The sequence below is a fragment of the Spiroplasma endosymbiont of Nebria brevicollis genome, from assembly GCF_964030895.1.
GTDB lineage: Bacteria > Bacillota_I > Bacilli_A > Mycoplasmatales > VBWQ01 > Spiroplasma_E.
The window spans coordinates 214,983-236,900 of record NZ_OZ034986.1 but is presented as its reverse complement, the minus strand read 5'-3'; the positions used below and the strand labels follow the sequence as shown (position 1 = coordinate 236,900).

Below are 21,918 nucleotides of genomic sequence, written 5' to 3'. Positions count from 1 at the left end.
AAATTGGTAAGGTCTACTATGAAGATACGGAAGCGTTTAGTGGGCTTGGATTATTTATTTTAAGATTTACTTTATTGCCGTTTTGAAATAAATTAGAACCAGTAACACAAAAATTAATTTTAGAATTAAAAAAGAAAAATCCTGATGAATTTAATACTGTTTATTATGGATTTGAATATTTAGATAGTGATGCAACTGTTTTTCCATTTCTAAAAGCAATAAAATATTGACAACCATATAATTTACAAGAATTCTATAACAAAGAAAAAGATACTTATAAATTTGATTTTTATAGTGTTGGTGTTGATTGAGCAACAGGTTCCAAAGACCATACTGTACTTATGGTAACTGGTTTTAAAGAATACAATAATAGTGGTTATTATGACCCTTATATTATTTGTGAATTAGTAGTTACTCCAAATGATTTTATCAATGAAAATGAAAAGATTAATGCTTATGTTGATGAAATTTGCGGATTACTTGATAATTTTGAAAATTTTGACCAAGCAATTTACTATTATGATGATAAAGCAAAAACCGCTATTGATTGAATAAGTCAAAAATTAGCAGATGAACATAATATCTTAATTATGAGTCAAGTTGCAATTAAACATGCTTCCAGTCTTAATCAAGAAGCAGGATTAACTGACCGTTGTGTATGAATGCGTAATATTATGAGTTACGGTAATTTTTATGCTAATCAAAATGATTTATCAAAAACTACACAATGTTTAGAAGAATTACGCTATGACCAAATCAAAACTAACATTCCTGATAAAACTATGTACCAAGACCCTTATGATGCTTTGTTTTATGCGCTATATCCATACAAAAACATAATTAGGGGTAAAAATAATGGTTCTACTAAAATAAGTGTTTTTTCTTATGCCATATAACCAACGAAAACAATAATAGTAATAGTAAAGTTCACAAAAAATTAACGCCTTGTATTTGGCGTTAATTTAACTTTTAAATGGTATTTGCAAAAAATATAAAAATTAAGTACAATTTAGTAGTAAAATTAAGAAAAAAGGAGTCATTTAGTATGAAAACATGAATAAAAACAAATTTAAGTAAAATAACATTAGCATTAGCACTAACTGGTGCTTTAACTGGAACAATTGAATTAATCATGGGGGGTGCTTACCCATAATTTCGGTAATAATGTTAAATATTATTTAGACCATAATAAACAAATGGTTTTTGGTACTTCAACAATATGAGAAAGAAAAAATAATGGTAAAGATATAATGGACTTATACTTTGCTATTAATAAATTTACAGATGATGCAATCAAATGAGATGGTACATATCCTGATGGATATTTTATAAATAATTTAAATTTCTAAATTTATATAAGAAATATTTTCATTATATTTATCAAATAAATTAATATTATTTAATTGTATTTCTTGTTTTTCAGTCATTAAAATTAAATTATAATTTCCACCGCCAAAAATGCCACTAATTTCAATCCGATTTAAATTATTAATCGGATTTTTAATTTGTAATTCAAATTCACTATTATTATCAATTTTTAAAATTTCTTTATAGAATTCTAATTTAGAAAATAGACCAGATTTGCTTGAACCATATAAATTTAAAGCATTTTCAATTTTAGTTTTATCAATAATTGCTCTTGTAAAATACTTTCCATATTCACCATTACCTAGTGTTCAATCAGCAGGAATTAATGAAGGTATATTATTACTTTCTAATTCATTTGTAATAGATAATCAATTAAATTGATTATCATCTAACTTAAATAATTCATTTTGACTAATATCATTATTTTTTAATTTAATATTATTAATATCTGTAAAATCAAAATATTGGGATTTTAATATTACCCATGCATTTAAATATTTTCAACTATCATTTTCATCATGATGTATTGGACTTGATTTTAATTCAAAATAATATGGCAATAATATTTTATTATCATCATTTAAACCTTTATTAATAGACATATTAGAATAAATATTACTTGATAACATAATTACTATTTGTTTTAATATTTGCACTTGTGGTAAACTTATATAATTTGGATAATCTAGTTTTCACTGTTTAAACAAATTAGTAATAACATCACTTGGTTTTTGTCCCTCAAATTTAGCACGCATTTTATCCAAATTATTAATTTTTGTTGGGTCATTAGTCAGTGATGCGCCATCAAAATTCCTATTGTAATTATATGTATAACTTAACATGTCTAATAATAATTGTTGTAAACTATCAATAGTTGGTGCGTCTTTTATTTCTAGTTCAACATCTCTAAATATAGCATTAGTAGAAATATGTTCGCTTTCACTATCTGTTATACGAAAAGTTCATATTTCTTTATCGTTTAATTCTTTTTGTCCATTTAATGGTCAATAACCAGGACTATTAGTGAAATCATGGCCTAATCAAACGTTAGTTACTCTTGCATTGTTAATAACTTCTTTTCTTGTTTTTTTGCCACCACCAATAGCAATTAAATCTAAAGCTGACTTTTCTTGTCCGATAAATTGTTTTGCTAAATTTCAAGGTAATATTTGTTCACTAAATCATTGTTCTAGTATTCTAACTTTTGGTTGAGTTTCAATAGGCATTGATAATAGCGGAAATGCTATCTTATCTTTAACAAATAACTTAGGGTATACTTCTTCCATATTATCAACTTCACCAAGTACCTTTATATTGCCAAAGAGCATGCTTCTAGGTGCTTTAATTTTTAAACCAATAACTTTTGTATCTTTATCTAATGGTTTTTGTAATTTAATAATGATTGGATAACCATCTCTTGTTTTAAAATCTTTAATTTTTATTATAGTAATACTTTTCGTACTTCTTAATTTTGGATTTTGATAAGGTTGTGAATAACTATTAATAATATATAAATTATCAATATTATTTTCAGTTAAAGTTTCATTAATAGATACAGCATATAACTTAAATTGATTTAATAAATCTATTTCTTGAAAGATTAAATTTTTAATATCAGTCATACTATATTCAATGGCATTATCATTAATATTAGTACTTGCTCTTTGATTTAGTTGCATATTAAAGTCTGATGTTTCAGCAGCATTAGTAGTTAATACTTTTTCAATATCAATAAAACCAATCTTAATAGTATTAGGTGAGAATTTTAAAGTATTGTTTGTACTATCTTTAAATAAACGTTCAATTTCATAAATATAGATTGTTCGTTTTTTAAATTTATCGTATATTCTATTAATATCAGGGTCACTAGTATTACCCATAAGGTTTGAAAAATCATCAGGAATATTATCTATTTGATAATCATTTGCTTGATTAATTTTAGTTTGCTTTTGTGGAAACTTAGTTTGTGGTTTGTTGTTGTCCATTGTCATTTTCTCCTACTAATTGGTTATTTACTGGATTAAATAAATTTAATTTAATTGTTAAATTTTCAATTGCTTGTTCATCATTAATTTCAAATGTTTTACTATCTAATAAATCTTTATCAATACGTACTAATAATTGAATAAATTTAAGAGTATCAATATTAAATTGTCATAGTTTTTGTTCAATATAATTAACTGTTGAAATATTTACTGCTGTACTTTCAGGAACTGATTGTTGTGCTGACTTCTTTTGACTTGGTATATGTAAACCACAACGCTTAGATATTTCATTAATTAATCAATCATAAACATCACTTAATGTTTTACCTTTAAAATTACCTTGAATAATAGTTACTAAACCATTAGGAGCATCATTAGGACTTTTATCAGTAAATAAATAGTTTTTAGCAATTAATTTTTTTATAGCATCATCAATTAATTGTTGATTATTACCATAAATATTATTAAAAACAAATTTAGGTGAGTTTAAAATGACATCTAAAATGATTTGTTCAAAGAAAATATCTAATGCTTTAATTTTATCCATTACTTTATTACAATCAGGTTCTTCATTAGCACGATTACGCATAATTGCTATTGATATATAATTAATGTTTAATACTTGTTCTTGTTCTAAGTTAGGGTTGTTATTATATGTTTTAAAATCTAATATAAATTGTTTTTTATTATCACTAATACTATAAATTTCACGATTAATTGTTACTTGTTCATTATTAAGAGTATAAATTTCAAATAATCTTACTGTTTGAGAATTTTTTTGATAATTCTCATAAAAAATAGTACATTGAATTAATTTACCAGTAATATCATAATTTCTTTGTTGTATATCTACTAATTGAAAATATAGATTATCATTAGCAATATAAATTAAATATCCACTAATTCCCAATTTACTTAATTTAAAAATAGAATTTCAATTTTTACGATAGTATTCTTGATTAATTAAATATTGTTTAATTTTGTCATTATTAATTTCTAATGGTGCATTATATAAATTAGCATTATTTTCTGCTACAAAATCAGTAAAATGAGTTTCATGATTAAAACTATTAAATCCAAAAAAATCTAGTATGGAAGCATGTATTGTTTTTTCTTTACTTAAAATAAATAACTTTATATTATCATTTTCAGTTAGTTTTTCTTTTCTTTTAAATATTTTCATAATGATTTACCTTTCTAAAATATTTGATTAATTTTTAATATGATTTTTACAATAATAAATATAACTAGACCTGCTGTTGCTGATGATAATACTATTCCAATTAAACCTAAAATAATTTTTATAATTTTAAAAAACATAATATTATTCTTGTAATTCTTCTAATTTTCAAAGTGTACCAAAGTCCGGTCTTGTTGTTGAAGGTAATAAATTATCTGAAATTCTTAACATGCTTACACTTGATGACATACCCCAATAATATCTTAAAGTAATATTTTTCATCATACCTATACTAATAATTGTTTCAATAATGATATCTTTCATAGAAGCTTCGTTTTTATCTATTTTTTTAATATTGAATAAGGCTTTTCTCCCTTTATGTACTATTAAATTTTATCACATAAATGCTGAGAAAAGCCTATCTACGGACTTCTCCCCACAGTTTTAAATCAAACATAGCATTACAGTTTCAAAACTAGGTATGTTATTGAATTTATATGCTGATTCTTTTGCATATAAATGAACATGATGTTTTGCAACTTTGATATGTGTTTTAAATGTTCTTCGTATATGTTTTCATACTGATTCAATTTGGTTGGTATTTACACCAGTTTTTGAAACATAGCCATTTTGATGGTTAACTGTTTCATGCTTAGTGAAAACCGATTTCAAATCGCGATATCCTTTTCACAAATCAGTATGTACATCACACTTTGAAGACATGTGGTTTCTTGCAAACTGCAAAAGATTTTTACTGTTTGCGTTTTTCAATACTTTCACAATTAAATTATTGGTTGTTTTTTGATAAATGCCAACAATCAAGGTTTTGTTTAACAAGGATCTTCCTTGTTTTTTAAAACCCATATGTGAAAGATACATTTCATCTATTTGCACTATCCCTTCAACAATGAATTGAGGTTTTTGTTTAGCAATGGCACTTCGGATTTTATGACCCATTCTTCAAGCTGTTTTCAAGGTCACTCCCAATTCTTTTGCAACATCAGTTGATGGAATTCCATGTTTGGTGTTTATTCATCTAAAGATGAGATAAAACCAAGATATTAAAGACGTTTGGGACTTTGAAAATATAGTGCCCGTGAGAATACTAAATGTTTGATGACATTTCAAACATCTCATTCTTTTTAAATCAGAAGTATTCAAATTAAAACTAGAACACCTAATACATTTGCTTTGTTTCAAACTTGCTATATATGCAAGACATTGTTTTTCAGTTTGAAATATTCTGTTGAATTCATTTCAATTCATTTTTTCCTCCACAAGTACATGTGGGGAGAAGTCCGTTGAATAATTCAATAACTTTATAAACTCCACTCTCTAAAATCGTAACTGGTATTTTAGAACAATTATAATAAATACGATATTTTGTATTTTCTTTTAAATCATATTTTATAGTAAAACCATCTGTACTAAGGGCTACTTCTTTTCATTTTGGACATGGACAAGGTGTTGGTGGTATTGGTGGAGTTATTGGTAATATTTGTTCACTATAATTTTTAGTATTTGTATTTTCTGCTTCTTCTAATGAAAGCAAAAAACCAGTTTGGTAATTATATTTTTTTAAATAAATCATTGCTGATGTAACACCTAAATCAACATAATTAGTTACTACCTTTTGATTATTTTCTGCTTGAAATGTACTATCTAATATAGCAGGTGCGCCTCTTCACATAAAAATTAAATATTTACTACTTCCATTACTTTTAAGATATGCTCATGAATAAGCAACTCTATATAAAGTATTTAATTTAAAATTATATTCAATATTTTCATTTTCATTACTAATAGTACCAACTGATTTTCATGTAATAAAATTTAATTTATTAATTTTTTCATCAATAAATTTTTTAACAAATTTAGTAGGTGGAATATCTAATTCTCCGGTAAATTGTCCATTTCCTAATTCATTATATTGTAAAACTTTATAAGTAGTATCTTCTTTAATTAAAGTTAATTTATCTTGTTTTTTATCTATATTAGATTTATTTTCATTAATACCACCACTAATTGTTTTATTAGTAGTTTCTAAATTTTCGTCATTAATATTTTGTTTTTTATCTAATAGTTCATTAGTTTCTTGTTTAGTATAATAGTTATCATCATTATTAGTTTCTGCTATAAATTCAGTTGGAGTGCCAAAACCTTGATATTCATAAACTTCAATAATAACAGATGTATATTGATGATTAGTTGCACCAGACTTATCATCAACATCTATAAAAAACTTAAATCCTAAATAATTGTAAAATAATGATACTATAATATTTTCGTTGATAATTAATTTATCAATTATAATAAATTCTTGTGGTTTGCTAGATTGTATTGGAGGATAAATTAAGGTTTTTGTTAGTTTATTAATTCTATTATTATAGTTTCCATTATTAATATAAGAAAAGTATCAAGAAACAACATATCATTTATCTTGATTAATATTATGGTTATTTGTTTTCGTTCATAAAGGACTTGTTTCAATATTAAATCAATTATTTTTAATACTTTCAATTTCTTTATTTGCTAACTTAATATTATTTTCATTACTAGTAATACGTTTTTGTTGTTTAGCAGAAAAATCAGCAGTTGCAGCATGGGTAAAATCATTCTCTTGTGGATTATTTTGTAATGCTTCGGGTGGTAATGTACCAATTTCACTTGGTCAATTTAAAACCATTGTTTCAGTTTCGGGGTCATATTCAGTTGCTACATAACTTTTATTTACAAGTTTAGTAACTGCCCCACGAAATACTTCATGTTCATTTTTGCTTATAACATCATCATATAATTTTATTTGTTTAGTTAATGTAAAATCATGATTATCTTTATCACCACTAATTCTTTGTTCTTTTTCATTATCAATTAATTCATCTACTTGATTTCTTGTATAAAATGTTTCTAAATCAATTTTATCAACAGCAATTTCTTGTTCATCATAATTCATTAGTATTTCTTTTAATTGCGTTAATTGAGATAGAATTTTCATTCTACTTGGTGCTAAATCTCACACATTAATTGTTGGAATACTACTAGCACTAAATTGTGTACCATTATTAAATTGAATATTAGCATCAACATTAAATTCAATTGGAGTACGATTAAATACTCAATGTTCCACCATTACATAAACCATATCTCTTAATGTTTCTTGAAGTAATTTATCTTTAAAACTATCAAAAGGAAATTTATATAAAATAAAATTAATATAAGCATTAATATCATTTTGTGCGCGAATAGCAAATGTAGTAAATCATTCATTAGCGTTTGGTCATGTATTTACATATTGTTGTGGAGTGTCATCAATTGTTCCAGTTAATGGATATCACTTATTATAATTTTCTAAACTAATACCAGTTCAAAGTTCTTTTATCATGTTATCATTCCTTAAAAAATGCTTTTTTATAATGTTTAGTACGTTTTTTAGTTTTTCTATGTGCTATATGTATAATTTCTTTTTGTAATTTTTTCTTACCTTTTTCAACCACTTGACTATAAGCAAATTTTTCTAAATGATGTAATAAACCAGTACCAAACAACGTATAAACTCCAAATTTTAAACTAACACTTTTAAAAGATTTAGTAACATTTTCCATCGGATTATTAATAACATTAATAACTTTATGATAAGTTCTTACTATTCTTAATATTTCGCGATGTACCTTAAAAGCATCTCTTATAATCTGTTGAACAACTGGTGGAGCAAATGCAATTGTTTTTAATCATTTATTAGTATTAACTCCATAACCAATATATCAACCACTATTTCAACGATATCAATGAAAAGGATGTACTTGTGTAACGAAAGTTTCTGCTTTAATAATAGTATCAATAACAACAAATGGTTTATATTTAGGATTACGATGATAAATAGTAATAGCACATTTATCTAGTGATAATGGTTGAATTTTACATCCCATAAATACTGGTGAATTTAATGGAATTAATTGTGCATGTTTAATTGCTTTTTTCTCAGTACTAGTAAATAAATCACTTGCTTTTTCTTTTAATTTATTAATTTTTTCGATTGCTTTTTCTTCTAATTGTTCAAATTTTTCTTGTAATTTATATATCTTTTCACGTAATTTTTCAAAATAAGGTGTATCTTTTCAAAATTTATTTAATCCTGTTCTTAAATAAAATCTAATGTCAAAGTATTTAAAAGTTTGATTTGTTTTTAAAACAAGTTTATGAATAACACTATTTTTAAAATTGAACTTAATAGCATTAGCACGAATTTTTTGTAAATCTAAAATTAAAGTTTTTCCATATCTATTTTCTGCATGTATTGTATAAACTAAATTTAATCAATCATGTTGGTTCATTTTTAATACTTCTTTTAAATCAGTATTATATTTTTTTAAAAAATTATTTGCTTTTTCAATATCTTTAATTTTAAATTTAGGAATTAATTGTGGACTTAACTTTATTAATGTATTTTGTAACAATAAGTAATCTTTTAACTCTTGTTCTTCTAATTTTTTAAAATTATTATGAAATTGTCTTTCTGCAACATAACCTAAGTTTTGCAATATTGTTTCACGATTAGGTGCAACTGAATAGTTAAATAAATATCGTTGTTTACCAATAATTTTATCTGTTAAAATTTCTTTACCTGTTACTTGATTAATAACATCTTGTAAATTTTTTGCTTCTTTAATGCCAATTTTTTCTAATGTTTTAGTTTTTTGTGCTAGTTTAATAAATTTAGTAGTACGAATACCACGAGTAATTTTATTAAGTCCGGCAAACGCTGGTAATATATTAAAAAAAGTATTTAATTTTGTTACATTTCCTTTTAAATAATCATAAACTTGATTTATAGTAAAATCAGTTGCAAATTCAATACTTGTTGCGCTAATACTAGCAAGCAAGTCACTTGCACCTAATCCAAGTGCTAGTTCTTCACTTAAACTACCAGTAAAAGGAGCAAGTGCAACTGCTATTACTTGTACACCAATCATTTCTAAAATTTCTCATCATAAACTTTTATTTTCTTGTTGTTTACTTATTCTAGTATGTTTTGGTTTATTTATGTTTAAAATTATAGCAGTGCTAGTAGTACCAATTGGCATAGTATTAATTTTCCTTATTTAAGATTAATTTTAATAGGATTTGTTGAACCTTTATAATTTGGGTCATTTATATTTGTTCTAATAATTACATATAAATCACCAGTTTTTTGTTTATTATTACTTATAATATTTTTACCTTGGTCATCACTAAAATATTTAATTGTAGGAGTTTCTAAACTTGGATTTAAACCATTAATTACTTTTGTATATAAAATATTTGTGTCTAAATCTCTATTATTTTTATCTGTTCTTGCCGTAGTATCTAATGTTAAATTTGTAATTTTAGATTTTAAGTCAGTTTTTACTTCACTTTTAATTACACCACACATCATTCAACGAGATGTTGTTTCTTTTTTTGACATATAAGGAATTGATTGACCCAATACTTCACCACCAACTTTATATGCTCTACCAACTTTACCGTCAGTAATCTCTTGCACATAAACAACTGTATTTTCTAACATATATCTTTTCATTGCTTTTGGTGTTGCTAAAATAAATGACATAATTTCATTTTCATTTTTATCATTAGTAAATGTCATATAATCATCAAGTACAATTTGACATAATACTCCTTTTACATATAAATCATTACCGTTTAATCTTAATTGTTGTGCTAATTGATTATCAGTAATTATTCCTTTATTATCTGCTAAATAAACTAAACTATCATAAAGATTATTAGTAATAAAGAAACGAGAATTAGCACCATTTCTTAATTGAAATAAAGTATTTCATGCCGATAACATTGCTTTTAAATAACCAATTGGAGTTGTATCATTAATTAATACCTTAGTAGCAAATTGTGAAATTACATTAGTGTCATCACTTGCTAATTTATCTGTTAAATCATTTGCAACTTCATATTGCATAGTATCTAATAAATTTTGACCATTTTCTGCTAATAAATCAACAGCTGCAATAGTTTCACCTGCAACGTATAATTTTTCAATAATTTTGTCAATTTTATCAGTTTGAGCATAACTAATATCAAGTCTTGTACTTTTATCATTTCATTCAAGTACTTTAATTTTAGGGTCTTTTGGTAATTTAATAATGAATTCAATTTTAGTAGAATTAACCATTTCAATAGGAAAAAAACTTGCTCATGGACTATTTGATTGTTTAAAAAATTCAATAAATTCAGGAGCTTCTACTAATTTTTCTGTATTATTTAAGTTTGTTTGAATATTTACTGCCATTTTAATTTTCCTTTTCTATAAATAATTTTTCTTTTTATAATCCAATAATGGATTAATTTTTGTTGGTATTTGGTTATTAATAATTGTTTGTTGATTACCACCAGTATTCAGTGGTGTTCTTAACACTGGCTGTTCTTTAATTAATTGTTTTATAGTATTTTCTATTTCTTCACTTTTAGTATCTTTTGTTTTAAACTTTAAATAATCATGAAATTCTTGTTTAATTTGATATTTATTAAAAATATTAACCATTTGTTGTTCTTTAATTTCTTGATTAATTTTATTTAATTTATTTTCTGCTTCACTAATTTTTTGATTAATTTCATTTTCTTGTTGTTCTTGTTCAACATTATTTTCAGCTAAGTTTTGATTTACTATAGTAGTTTCATTTTCTAACATTATGACACTTCCTTACTTACATTTAATATTTTACTTTCATCTAAATTAAATGGAATTGCCAAAATTTGATAATGAATAATTTCACGATTAGAATAGCCAATTTTAGCAACTACTTCTTTAAATCTTAAATGAAATAATGTTGCTAATTCTAATGTTTCAAATGATTTATATTTCATATCATCACTTTGATTAGTTTTATACATTAACAAATAAATTTGTTTCATGTTAGTAGTCATTCCAATTTTATTATTTTCCATAGTTATTTCACCTCCTTACTTTTTCCTTTTTCCATAAGTTTTTCTAATTTTATTTGTTGCTTATTTAACTTATTTTCTTGTTTTGTCATTTTATTATAAGAACGTATATGTTTTGGAGTTGTAATATATTTTTTTAAAATTACAATAATTTCTCTACAAATTAATGTTCCTACAGATGTTCCAATAATAATTAATTCATGTATAAATTCTTTCATTTTATATTTCCCTTCCTTTTATAAATGATAATAATTTTCATCAAAAGTTAATTGTGCATTAATATTAACTTCACTCATATCACTACCATAACTATTAATACTTGCATTATCATTAATAAGATTTGCTATTTCATTTGTAAATGAAGTTTCTTGCATTTCAGTATTATGATGTGTAATTTCCATAGGTAATAAATTATGTATAATTTCACTAGCACCCGCTATTATTGTAGGAATAGCATAAGCATTATTAAAATCATTATTAATACCCATTGCTACACCAGTTGAAATTAAACAACCACCAGTTGCCATATTTCAAATCTTTCTTATACTCTCAAAACGATTAGGTATTAATTCAGTAATTCCACTAATAAGGTTTGAAATACCATAAGCATTTAATGAAATATAAGTATCTCAATCTATTAAATTATTAAGATTGTTATTTTCATTCACCATTAATGGTCATGGTGGTGTTTCTGTGGTAGTAGTTGGAATTGGAGTTGTCGTAATTGGTAATGGACTAGGATTTGGATTAATAGTAGTATTAAAAAACTTAGTATAATTTGCTAATCCAATTGTTCCTAAACCTAATAATATTTTTTTAGAACTATTAATAACTTTATTTCTAGTAGTTGGTCTTTGATTTAAATTTCATATATCTAAACCTAATTTTTTACCAAATAATAAACTATTAATTGAACCTAATATTGGATTACCTATTAATTGACCATAATAAGCACTGGTTCCAATCATTGCTAAAATTGGACTTATACCTGTTCTTATTAATTTTAATAATGTATAGTTATTTGTTTGTGGTGTTTCTGTATTTGACATATTTTTCTCCTTTTTAATTTCCTTGTTTTTTAATTCAAACTTTAACTCATCCTTTATAGACTTCATTATCGCCAACTATTAAAGCTTCATTATCTTCAGGGTCAGAAATAACTATATGTTTTGATTTAACATTAGGATATTTCATTAGAATAATTGCTCTAATATCATTATGTGTATGAAGTGCCTGCGGAGATGGTGATAATATTTCAATTTCATCTTTATTTCCAAATAAAGTAGGTAGTATAATCATATTTATTCCTTTCATTTTTTAAATCATTTAACATTAATGGAACAAAATGCACGATTTTTTGGAATATTTAAAGTATTAAAGATTTGTCCAGTTACCATAATTTCATCATTTTTGTTTAATAAAATACATCGTTTATAAAGTTTTGGATTATTAAAAATTAAGGTAATATAGTTTAATCCATTTCATTGACCACGAACAGTATAATATAAATCTTTATTACCTTTCTCATGATATTTTGCTTCTATACTGTTACTAAGTTTTACTGTTAATTTAATGTAATTCGCTTTATCTTTCATTTTTTTAGTTCCTTAAATAATATTGAATATGCTTATAAGCATATTGTTCATGTTTTGTTAAAATGATATTTCCTTGATAATTTTCTATTTTACTTTTATTTTTTGGTTCACTTTCTTGATAATCTCAATTTATAACATCTTGTACTAGTACCATTAAAGCACCAATAACTTTTGGAGTTGCTAATGGATTAGTTAATAGTTGTTTTGAAGTTAAAAAGAAATTTTCTACAATAACTAAGATTTTTTCATTTTTAAAATGTTGTTTAATTATTAAAAAGTATTCTTTAAATAGATTTTTACTTTCTAGAACAGTTTTTGTTTTAAATGTTTCATTAAAAATAATATTATTAGTTTCATTTGAATATATAACAATTCCACTTGTACCAATACCCGCGGGGTCAATACCAATAATTAGTTCATATTTCATGTTTTTTCTCATAATGTAAAACCAGAATTGTTTATACTTGGGTCTACTGATAATAAGTAGTTATTCATTATTCAAATTCTCCTTGTTCTAATTCTATACACATACAACCATAATCACGTTGACAATAAAATTTATTCATTATTCAAATGATTTTTTTAATTAACATAAAATGTATTTTTACTATGAGTATTAATATCTTTATATGGAGTAATTAAATAATTAGTGGGTAAATCATTATGATTGTATTCAATAATCTTGTATGCTTTATTATTTTCAACTCATTTAACATTGTATTTAAAACATGAATTAATAATGTTTGTTTTTGGGTCTTTTATTTCTCCAATAAATCACCCATTATGTTCTTCATAAAATGTAAGTTCTTCTAATTTAATTTTATTAATATAATATTCTTTTTTAGCAGGGGGTTGATTAATAGTTATTTTTTGACTATTAATATATGGTTTTAATAATTCTTTTAATTCCATACCAATTAATTCTTTTTTAATATTTTCTAAATTAAAAACTCAATATGTATATTTATCATCAACAATAAAACTATTATTTTTAATCATTCAATTTGGAACAGATAATTTATATTCGCCATAATTAATCATAATAGAATTTGATTTTTCAGTAATTTGTTCTTTTTGAAATTCTATTTGCATTTTAACAATCCTTTCTTTTTTTTATATATCCTGTCGCTATAAGCGTAAAGGATATATATGTTATTTATTTTGTTAACACTAATATAATTAATATTCGGACTTCTCCCCACATGTACTTGTGGAGGAAAAAATGAATTGAAATGAATTCAACAGAATATTTCAAACTGAAAAACAATGTCTTGCATATATAGCAAGTTTGAAACAAAGCAAATGTATTAGGTGTTCTAGTTTTAATTTGAATACTTCTGATTTAAAAAGAATGAGATGTTTGAAATGTCATCAAACATTTAGTATTCTCACGGGCACTATATTTTCAAAGTCCCAAACGTCTTTAATATCTTGGTTTTATCTCATCTTTAGATGAATAAACACCAAACATGGAATTCCATCAACTGATGTTGCAAAAGAATTGGGAGTGACCTTGAAAACAGCTTGAAGAATGGGTCATAAAATCCGAAGTGCCATTGCTAAACAAAAACCTCAATTCATTGTTGAAGGGATAGTGCAAATAGATGAAATGTATCTTTCACATATGGGTTTTAAAAAACAAGGAAGATCCTTGTTAAACAAAACCTTGATTGTTGGCATTTATCAAAAAACAACCAATAATTTAATTGTGAAAGTATTGAAAAACGCAAACAGTAAAAATCTTTTGCAGTTTGCAAGAAACCACATGTCTTCAAAGTGTGATGTACATACTGATTTGTGAAAAGGATATCGCGATTTGAAATCGGTTTTCACTAAGCATGAAACAGTTAACCATCAAAATGGCTATGTTTCAAAAACTGGTGTAAATACCAACCAAATTGAATCAGTATGAAAACATATACGAAGAACATTTAAAACACATATCAAAGTTGCAAAACATCATGTTCATTTATATGCAAAAGAATCAGCATATAAATTCAATAACATACCTAGTTTTGAAACTGTAATGCTATGTTTGATTTAAAACTGTGGGGAGAAGTCCGTAGATAGGCTTTTCTCAGCATTTATGTGATAAAATTTAATAGTACATAAAGGGAGAAAAGCCTTAATATTTTCTAGAAAAACTGGGCTCGTAAATAAATTGTAAAATTTTGAAAAAAATAAAACAGCATCTGCTCACTGAAAGTGGCAGTGCTGTTAAATAAAGAACTAATTACAATACGTCCCCCAAACGGGTCTATATACACTAGTTGCCAATCCGCTCCCACCCCAAGGATTACCATTATTCATGGTTAGTATATTTTGTTAGGTATCACTCCACTTTTTATTTCAACATGCAAGTCCACATGCTAGCCACTATTTTTAACAACTGTGTTATGGTTCACTATTTTATGTCCCTAGCACGTGTTGATAATAGTGATAAAGACTGTTATAAAATTTGCAAATTTTACAATTACAAAAAAAGACGATACTTATTTCTCGTCTTTTTGAAAAGGGTATTTTATGAGTTTAAAAAGTAATGAGTCTTTTAAAGATAAATTATTGATAATAGAATAATTACTACGTAAGTTTGTTACGCCTCCTTGAAAATTTTGGTAAAAAAGAAATTTATCTTAATAAAAAACAAGATATAAAAACCAATATTAAAGATTTAAGTAAAACAAAAAATGTGGCAAATAAAGTTAATATTCATAATTTCAAAAATGATTTAAAAAATGCAAAAAAAGACTTTAAATCAAAAACAAAAAAGAATAAATAATCATAAGTAAAAAACACCTGACAAATTTTCTAAATACGGTATAATTTAATTAAAAGGAGTGTGATAAATCATGTGATTATGACGATTATTAGGTGGCGAAGTCAACTGAGAGCGCGTTGTCAAAATGCAAAACAGAGAACAGTTAAGCGAAATTAAAGCAGCAATTATTCATGCTCTTGGTGCAGGTTCTAATAACAATGCTTTATATATTGACAGATCAAATGATGATGACAAAAATAATGTCATGTGAGTATTAGAAAAGTTTGGACGAAATGTCCCAACAACCGCTAAATACCCATTTTTAAAACAAGTTGATGGTATTGGCAATTTACATCAAAAAAATAAAAACATAAATCAGTCAAAATGAGATCAAGCATGAGAATGATACGACGCCTACAAAAGCGGAGCAATTCCTTTTCTAGAATATCGGATTAAGATTAGAGAACAAGACTTAGTTCGTTATCCTGATGCATATTGGCAAAAAGAACTTGATAAATTAAAAAAGGAATTGAAACCATTAAAAAACAAGAACAACAGAAAAATAGATTATTAGATTTACAAGAAACAGCAACACATTATGGTGTTCCAACACGAGAAATTAAAGAAGCAATTAAAGATAAAATATTTGATAAATCAAGTGTTGATGTAATTGTCCAAAAAATAACTAAATTAATTGAGACGGAAAAACATAATAATATAAATAATAATGATTTATCACTTGAAAATGAAAACTTACGCTTAAAAAAAGAAATCTTAGAAATGGAACTAAAATTAAAAGGTTTAAAACCAGAAATAAGTTGTAACCAAGACAAAAAAGTATTTAGCGAAGCAACTAAAAGCAATTTAGATTTAAAAGATGAACTTATCGAAAAAGAATTATATAAAGATCAAAGCGAATATGAAAAATGAAAAAACATTTGGGAAATTAAAAATAAATAAATATAACTGCAAAAATAAAACAGACAATATTAAAATTAACAAGTCAAATGAAAATGAATAAATTAATAAAAATAATATAGATTAAAAACAGTAATTAAAGTAAAATTGCTGTTTTTTTTATTTTGTCAAAATAGAAAGGAAAATAAAAATGGATGAAAAAACTGCTTAGTTTGTTGACGATATTTTCGTTGTCTTGTGCAAACACAATGACATTAATTAGTTGTGGTAATATTGCAAATAATAAACCACACTTACCACCTAATTTAAAAAATGATTTAAAAGTTAATTTAAAAACCAATATTGATTTAGAAAAAAGATACTTACCCCACCCTGTTTTAATCCAACAGCGAGGATATAAAGGAACTTTCTTTAATCAGTACAAGACAGATACAATCAAAAATTTAACTAATGCCTTTTTAAGGCAAACAGATAATAATTTATCAATTAAATTTAAAACAGAATTTAGTACTTACGAACAACAAAATTATTTGAAAATAGAACAACAAAAATATTGGAAAAATTTACTTAATAATATTTGTCAACAATACCAAGATAATTTAAAGCAATTTATTTTATTATTTTATAATTTTGTTGCTAATATTTGAAATAAAACAAACATAAATGAAATTTTAAGGAAAATAGAAATTAAAAATATCATTGATGGTGATACTAATGTCTTAGGACAAACAAATAATCACCAAACTATTTTCATAAACAAAAAGATTTTATCTTGTGCGTTTGAAAAAACAATAAATAGTGAATGATACAAAGGACAATTTACAACCAATAACTTTTTTCATATTTTAATCCACGAATTAGGGCATATCTTTTATTTTTATGATTGAGAAACAATTAAAATCAATCATATTTTTTATTTAAAGCAATTTTTAGCACAAAAAATTAATAACTTAAATAAATTTGCAGAACTAGACAAAGAAAAAGTTTTAAAGATATTTGCCAACAGTAATTATGGATTGAGCGATGATGACGAGTTATTGGCAGAGGGATTTGCATATTGGTTATTAACGAAACAAAATATGCAAACAAAAACATGAGAATTTTGAAACGAATACTTGACAAGTTATTTACCACAAATAAGAGATAAAAAAGAAAGGAAGTGTAAATGATGTTAAACAATATAATCGGAATGGTGGGAACCATTGCTGTAATCGGTTTGCTTGGTTGTTTATGAAAATTTCTTGGTATTAAATTGCAAAAAATGAAAAAACAAATTGAGTTAACGAAATATAAAAAAACTTGCCAAATAATATTATATGTTAGTATAGGTTGTTTTGTATTGTTTTTGTTAGTAATTGGATTGTGATTTGGTTTAATATATCCAACTTTGAAATAGAAAGGAGTAAATTTAATGAACTGAAAAATTGAACTTATAACAATATTTGTACTATTTACTATAACTATTTTATGACAAATAATAACTGGATTTATTGTGTTTAAAAAAGAAATAAGTGGGTAAAAAATGCTTACTTTATTAATCTCACCGCTATTATCTTTTATTTTTGGTATTTTAATTATGAATATTATAAAAATTATTTTATGTTTTATTTCTTAATCAATACTAGTAAACAGAAAGGTGGTTTTTTGATATGAAAAAAACTATATTGGTGCCATTGTTATTAACAGCCACAATCGGTATAAGTGAACCACTTATTTTTAAATCAACCATCAATGATAATTATTTGATATCAAAGCAAGAGAAAATTATTAGCAAAAATGCAAAGAAAAGTTTTAATCCAACAGCGCCGAGTTTTACAAAAAATATTAATTGAGATAATGATATTGATGTCGAAACAAACGGAACTTGGGGTGGCGATTATACAGAAAAAGTAGAATCAGCATATTATTATGTTAATATACTGAATTATGCTGATAGTTGAAATGATTTTAAAAATAAGTATAAACAGATTCAAATAGATTTTGAGGGTTATGTTGATCATAACCAAGCAGCAAAAGTTGATTATAATACTTATCACTATATAAATCTAAGTCAAATAAGTGGCATAGCAAAAACATCGCAGATTTTTCATCACTATCAAGGTTATACCCAAAATGAAGAGTGAGGCTGAGCAGATGTAAGATATCAATTAGAAAATAATAAACTTAAAATTGATTTTCTAGTTTATGCACGAGCTAAAAACGGATGAAATTCAATGAATACATGAGCTAAAACATGATTAAAAGTTAATAAACTAATTTTTAATACAAGTTTTAGTTTTAATGATATGAAAAGTAATTTAACAAGAGAACTAAATAAAGAAGTTAAATATTATTATATTATTGATAATAATCCACAAAGTTCTCATAATTGAAACCAAATTAAAGAACAAATGGATAACAAAATCAAAAAAGCACTAAATGATAATAATGATACCCAAGGATGAATTGAATTTTTAAACCCAAATTATCAATTAGAAAAAAGGAACAATAATTATTATCTTAAAACAAGCTTTAATATTGAAAATTACCAAAATGGCAGTTCTGAAATATGAGAATTTAAAACACCTTTAAATTTTGATAGTGATTATAATATTGTTAATGCCAAAAATAGAATAGAAAACGAGTTAAAGCAAGCAATCATTTATCAAAGTGATACATCAACCAATATTTTAGATAAAACTAATTGAAATGCAATTAAAACTATCTTAGATAATAAAATATTTAATGTTTTAAGCAAAAACGGAAACATAATAGAATGAAAAAAACTTATCAATCCTGATTATGCGTTAATAACAGATAATAATTATTATCTTAAAACAAGTTTTAATATTTTTAATCATTTAACAGAACAATGAGAAAATTGAGTTTTTAAAACAAAACTCAATTTTTCATTAAGTGCGAAATATTGAAAAAGTAAAATTCAGGAACGGATTTTAATAACGCCAGGAAAAATTAGTGATGAAAAGGGCATTGAAATGATTAATGATGTTGAAGAAGTTATCAATAATGGTGAGGGAAAGGAAAATAAATATAATAAAGGAATAATAAAATATCATAAAACAACATTTTTTCAATATATTGAACCAAAAGAAAACAACAATGATCCTGATTATGATATCGTTAAAATAAATGGGGTTAATTTAAACGCTGTTAATGGTTTATACACATATACTTTTGATGATAAAGAAAAAGTTAATAAATATGAAATTGAAATTATCCACAGGCCAAACCCCAAAATTGAGGGAGATATTGGAGGTAATTTTAAGTTAACCATTTTAATTGAAACAATTACCCCATCATTGCAATTAAAATTAATGGGATGAGGGCCAAAGAATATTGACTATGAAAAACTAACAAATGAATTTATCAAAGACCCTAGCAATGAAAATAAATCAATCAAAAACCCTAATTATGATAAAGAAATTAATAAAGAAACAGGGACGAAAAAGCAATTAATCTGAGTTCGACATCAATCTAACACCCCCTTTCCATTAGATCCAATTGACAAAGATGGAAATTTAATAAAAACTAGTAATATTAATGATTATGATATCGGTTATTTAGCATAAGCAAGTGCAGTCGGAGCTGGTTTTGAAAACTTTTACAATAATGACAACATTGAAAAATTTACTCGTTATTTATCAAATGAAAAGTTAAATACTAAATTCGAAAATGGTTATCAATTAGAAAAAAACAAAACTAGTGATGTTAATACCAGTGCTGGTTGATTTCATTTTATCATTCAACAAAAACGCTTTAATGATTTAAATGGAAATACCCAAACACCATTTTATCAACACAAATTTATCTATGTTGATAAAAATAAAAGTTCAAATTATCAGTATTTTTTAAATTCAGTTGATAGTAAAGATGCGAGTGATTTTTGAAATACAACACAAGGAAGACATCTAAAAGATTACATGATTAACTATAAAAAGTGAAACACAGACAATGATTTAGCAAAATTAAATTATGAAGCAGTGTTATCATATTGACGAGACTATGTTTCAGATATTCGTAATCATTTAGCAGTCAATGAAAGTATCAATAATTTTAAGTCGCTAAATGATTTAAATATTAGTGCTTTAAAAATGAATGCCAAAGATATTAAAACTATTAGAGATAAAATTAATAAATATGTTTGACAAGAAATAAATAAAATCAGTTTATTAGCAATAATAAACAAAGATTATATTATTCAAATATATAAAAATCAGCAATGACAAAAATTAACTGATGATGATTTAATTGAACTAATAACTAATCAGCAAGAACAAACGAAAGCAACAATTATAAGAATTAAAGCACTAAATACATCAACGATACTAATCGGGGAAACAAACCAATTTAAAGTTATTAACAACTTAAATTATGATGAAAGTAAAGTCATTGATTTAAGTAAAATTAAGTATCAAAATCAAGAATATAATTTTAAAGATAAAACAAAAGATAATATTTTTAATAATTATATTATGGAATATATTAAACAAGGTTTTAAGATTAATAAATTAGATGAAATATTAGTGCTAGATGTTGATTATCAAATATCATTGCAAGGATTAAATGGTAAAAAAATTAACATTAATGATAATGAATTACAGGAATTTATGGAAAAAATCAAAGAAAATAAAGGTGCTGAGTTAAAAATTACTATTTATGCTTTGGATAATAGTTTAAAAGTTATTGGGAGTGGTTCATATAAGTTAATAAATAACCCAACATCAGAAAATGCCCCTAGCAAACCGAATGAAATTCTCCCAACAGAGGGAATTATACCTAACATTCCCAATAAACCAATGAATCCCAATAATCCCAATGGAAATAATGGGAATGGAGAGAATAATAATCCAAATATAAACCAGAAAAACCAAACAAACCAATAAACCCCAATCATAATGAAAATAATGAAAGTGGTTGAAAAAAGTTCTTTAAAAAACCAGTTAATTTATTTTTAATGACTTTGATTAGTTGTGGGATAGTTGGTGGGTTTATAACTTGAATTATCATTAAAAATCAATTAAATAAAAAAATTGGGGGCAAAATAGAAAATAAAAAAAGTAAAAACAAAAAGAAAATAAAAAAACAATAAATAATATCTATTTGTTCCCCTTTTATTTAATACCCTTATTACGCATTTTAAGGGGCAAATTAGCAATGAAAGTTATTTCATTATATTTA

The 21,918-nt window shown here is 24.7% G+C and carries 25 protein-coding genes; 10 read left to right on the top strand and 15 right to left on the bottom strand.

Features of this window, described 5'->3' with window-relative positions; translation table 4 throughout:
- The first annotated feature begins 74 nt into the window (after positions 1–74).
- Positions 75–896 carry a hypothetical protein gene (locus AAHM98_RS01305; protein ID WP_342276706.1) on the top strand — a complete coding sequence of 274 codons (822 nt, stop codon included), beginning with the start codon at positions 75–77 and terminating at the stop codon, positions 894–896.
- Between the two features lie 243 nt (positions 897–1,139).
- Positions 1,140–1,349, top strand: a complete 210-nt coding sequence (locus AAHM98_RS01300) for a hypothetical protein (protein ID WP_342276705.1) — start codon at positions 1,140–1,142, stop codon at positions 1,347–1,349.
- Here the strand turns inward: AAHM98_RS01300 and AAHM98_RS01295 are convergent.
- The 15 genes from AAHM98_RS01295 to AAHM98_RS01225 all read right to left on the bottom strand — a co-directional run bounded on the left by AAHM98_RS01295 (position 1,338) and on the right by AAHM98_RS01225 (position 14,156).
- A complete protein-coding gene (locus AAHM98_RS01295) occupies positions 1,338–3,353 on the bottom strand; it encodes a hypothetical protein (RefSeq protein WP_342276704.1) in 2,016 nt (671 codons plus the stop codon). The two genes, AAHM98_RS01300 and AAHM98_RS01295, sit on opposite strands and share 12 nt — an antisense overlap.
- On the bottom strand, positions 3,328–4,536 hold the full coding sequence (locus AAHM98_RS01290; protein ID WP_342276703.1) for a hypothetical protein: 1,209 nt from the start codon (positions 4,534–4,536) through the stop codon (positions 3,328–3,330). The genes AAHM98_RS01295 and AAHM98_RS01290 overlap by 26 nt, the downstream gene beginning before the upstream one ends.
- Positions 4,537–4,677: 141 nt before the next feature.
- Positions 4,678–4,857, bottom strand: a complete 180-nt coding sequence (locus AAHM98_RS01285; protein WP_342276702.1) for a hypothetical protein — start codon at positions 4,855–4,857, stop codon at positions 4,678–4,680.
- Between the two features lie 120 nt (positions 4,858–4,977).
- Positions 4,978–5,514, bottom strand: coding sequence for an IS1595 family transposase (locus AAHM98_RS01280; protein ID WP_342275883.1), 537 nt, complete (start codon positions 5,512–5,514; stop codon positions 4,978–4,980).
- Positions 5,515–5,710: 196 nt separating this feature from the next.
- Positions 5,711–7,915: a hypothetical protein gene (locus AAHM98_RS01275; RefSeq protein ID WP_342276701.1), complete on the bottom strand. Its 2,205-nt coding sequence runs from the start codon at positions 7,913–7,915 to the stop codon at positions 5,711–5,713.
- 1 nt (position 7,916) lies between these two features.
- Entirely contained in the window at positions 7,917–9,614 is a 1,698-nt protein-coding gene (locus AAHM98_RS01270; RefSeq protein ID WP_342276700.1) for a hypothetical protein, read from the bottom strand.
- Positions 9,615–9,628: 14 nt separating this feature from the next.
- A complete protein-coding gene (locus AAHM98_RS01265; protein ID WP_342276699.1) occupies positions 9,629–10,816 on the bottom strand; it encodes a hypothetical protein in 1,188 nt (395 codons plus the stop codon).
- Between the two features lie 15 nt (positions 10,817–10,831).
- Complete coding sequence (locus AAHM98_RS01260; protein ID WP_342275836.1) at positions 10,832–11,215, bottom strand: hypothetical protein; 384 nt, start codon at positions 11,213–11,215, stop codon at positions 10,832–10,834.
- Complete coding sequence (locus AAHM98_RS01255; RefSeq protein ID WP_342275837.1) at positions 11,215–11,472, bottom strand: hypothetical protein; 258 nt, start codon at positions 11,470–11,472, stop codon at positions 11,215–11,217. Before AAHM98_RS01255 ends, AAHM98_RS01260 begins: the two co-directional genes overlap by 1 nt.
- A 2-nt stretch (positions 11,473–11,474) precedes the next feature.
- Positions 11,475–11,687, bottom strand: coding sequence for a hypothetical protein (locus AAHM98_RS01250; RefSeq protein WP_342275838.1), 213 nt, complete (start codon positions 11,685–11,687; stop codon positions 11,475–11,477).
- An 18-nt stretch (positions 11,688–11,705) separates the two neighbouring features.
- Positions 11,706–12,518 (bottom strand): hypothetical protein, encoded by an 813-nt coding sequence (locus AAHM98_RS01245; RefSeq protein ID WP_342276698.1) that lies wholly within the window; start codon positions 12,516–12,518, stop codon positions 11,706–11,708.
- A gap of 13 nt (positions 12,519–12,531) precedes the next feature.
- Positions 12,532–12,768, bottom strand: a complete 237-nt coding sequence (locus AAHM98_RS01240) for a hypothetical protein (protein ID WP_342276697.1) — start codon at positions 12,766–12,768, stop codon at positions 12,532–12,534.
- 2 nt (positions 12,769–12,770) lie between these two features.
- Positions 12,771–13,064 (bottom strand): hypothetical protein, encoded by a 294-nt coding sequence (locus AAHM98_RS01235; RefSeq protein WP_342276696.1) that lies wholly within the window; start codon positions 13,062–13,064, stop codon positions 12,771–12,773.
- A 4-nt stretch (positions 13,065–13,068) separates the two neighbouring features.
- Positions 13,069–13,491, bottom strand: a complete 423-nt coding sequence (locus AAHM98_RS01230) for a hypothetical protein (protein WP_342276695.1) — start codon at positions 13,489–13,491, stop codon at positions 13,069–13,071.
- A 155-nt stretch (positions 13,492–13,646) separates the two neighbouring features.
- Positions 13,647–14,156, bottom strand: a complete 510-nt coding sequence (locus AAHM98_RS01225; RefSeq protein WP_342275842.1) for a hypothetical protein — start codon at positions 14,154–14,156, stop codon at positions 13,647–13,649.
- 415 nt (positions 14,157–14,571) lie between these two features.
- Here AAHM98_RS01225 and AAHM98_RS01220 point away from each other — a divergent pair, with 415 nt between their 5' ends.
- The 8 genes from AAHM98_RS01220 to AAHM98_RS01185 all read left to right on the top strand — a co-directional run bounded on the left by AAHM98_RS01220 (position 14,572) and on the right by AAHM98_RS01185 (position 21,829).
- Positions 14,572–15,108: an IS1595 family transposase gene (locus AAHM98_RS01220; protein WP_342275883.1), complete on the top strand. Its 537-nt coding sequence runs from the start codon at positions 14,572–14,574 to the stop codon at positions 15,106–15,108.
- Positions 15,109–15,654: 546 nt separating this feature from the next.
- Positions 15,655–15,843, top strand: a complete 189-nt coding sequence (locus AAHM98_RS01215; RefSeq protein ID WP_342276694.1) for a hypothetical protein — start codon at positions 15,655–15,657, stop codon at positions 15,841–15,843.
- A 70-nt stretch (positions 15,844–15,913) separates the two neighbouring features.
- Positions 15,914–16,396, top strand: a complete 483-nt coding sequence (locus AAHM98_RS01210; protein WP_342276693.1) for a hypothetical protein — start codon at positions 15,914–15,916, stop codon at positions 16,394–16,396.
- Positions 16,397–16,602: 206 nt separating this feature from the next.
- The gene (locus AAHM98_RS01205; protein WP_342276692.1) at positions 16,603–16,782 is read left to right on the top strand and encodes a hypothetical protein; all 180 of its coding nucleotides are present in this window, start codon (positions 16,603–16,605) and stop codon (positions 16,780–16,782) included.
- Positions 16,783–16,970: 188 nt separating this feature from the next.
- Positions 16,971–17,915, top strand: coding sequence for a hypothetical protein (locus AAHM98_RS01200; protein ID WP_342276691.1), 945 nt, complete (start codon positions 16,971–16,973; stop codon positions 17,913–17,915).
- Between the two features lie 474 nt (positions 17,916–18,389).
- The gene (locus AAHM98_RS01195) at positions 18,390–20,309 is read left to right on the top strand and encodes a hypothetical protein (protein WP_342276690.1); all 1,920 of its coding nucleotides are present in this window, start codon (positions 18,390–18,392) and stop codon (positions 20,307–20,309) included.
- Between the two features lie 351 nt (positions 20,310–20,660).
- Positions 20,661–21,623 carry a hypothetical protein gene (locus tag AAHM98_RS01190; protein WP_342276689.1) on the top strand — a complete coding sequence of 321 codons (963 nt, stop codon included), beginning with the start codon at positions 20,661–20,663 and terminating at the stop codon, positions 21,621–21,623.
- A 71-nt stretch (positions 21,624–21,694) separates the two neighbouring features.
- Positions 21,695–21,829 carry a hypothetical protein gene (locus AAHM98_RS01185; RefSeq protein WP_342276688.1) on the top strand — a complete coding sequence of 45 codons (135 nt, stop codon included), beginning with the start codon at positions 21,695–21,697 and terminating at the stop codon, positions 21,827–21,829.
- The last annotated feature ends 89 nt before the right edge of the window (positions 21,830–21,918 follow it).